Raw genomic sequence first — 550 nt, forward strand, 5'->3', positions numbered from 1 at the left:
TAAAAACCGAACCTCATGACCCAGGTTCGGCTTATTGAGCTGTTGTTTTATTTATGACTTAAGTCTTTAAGTATCACAAACCAAGGTCTCTTTTCATATGGTCGCTTAGCGCTTCGGATGTTCGTACGTTTTGCTTTCTTGAGTACCGATGCCTTAACTCACCACCAAACAACACACGAAATACTCTAGTATAAAAATTTATAGTTTGTACAACTAACTTAGAAAAACTTATTTCTGGCAAGGATAATTGTTTCGTATTTTGTTTTATTACTTTCATATTCATAAACCTCAACATAATTTGTACTTAAATTTGATAATGCAACATCGATTACTAAAATAATTTTATTTATATTTTTGGGTACAGTAATTTCATTATGGATAACGCAAGCCGCTTCAATTAACATGCTACCTTTACTTTTATTCAAAGATGTTATTTTTGATATAATGTCAACCTTACAGTTCCTATCGTTGACTACAGATTTAATATCGTCACTGCCTGAAACGTTAATAATCCCATTTTTTATATTATTAACAATCTGCTCCAAGTGGT

General features: G+C 31.5%; 1 protein-coding gene. It reads right to left on the reverse strand.

Translation table 11 applies throughout. From position 1 onward, the window contains the following. Positions 1-218 precede the first annotated feature (218 nt). Positions 219-550 (reverse strand): hypothetical protein (locus tag R7O13_RS29965; RefSeq protein ID WP_318305604.1); only part of this gene is annotated, 332 nt, incomplete at its 5' end.

The sequence above is a fragment of the Vibrio sp. Y176 genome, from assembly GCF_033438945.1.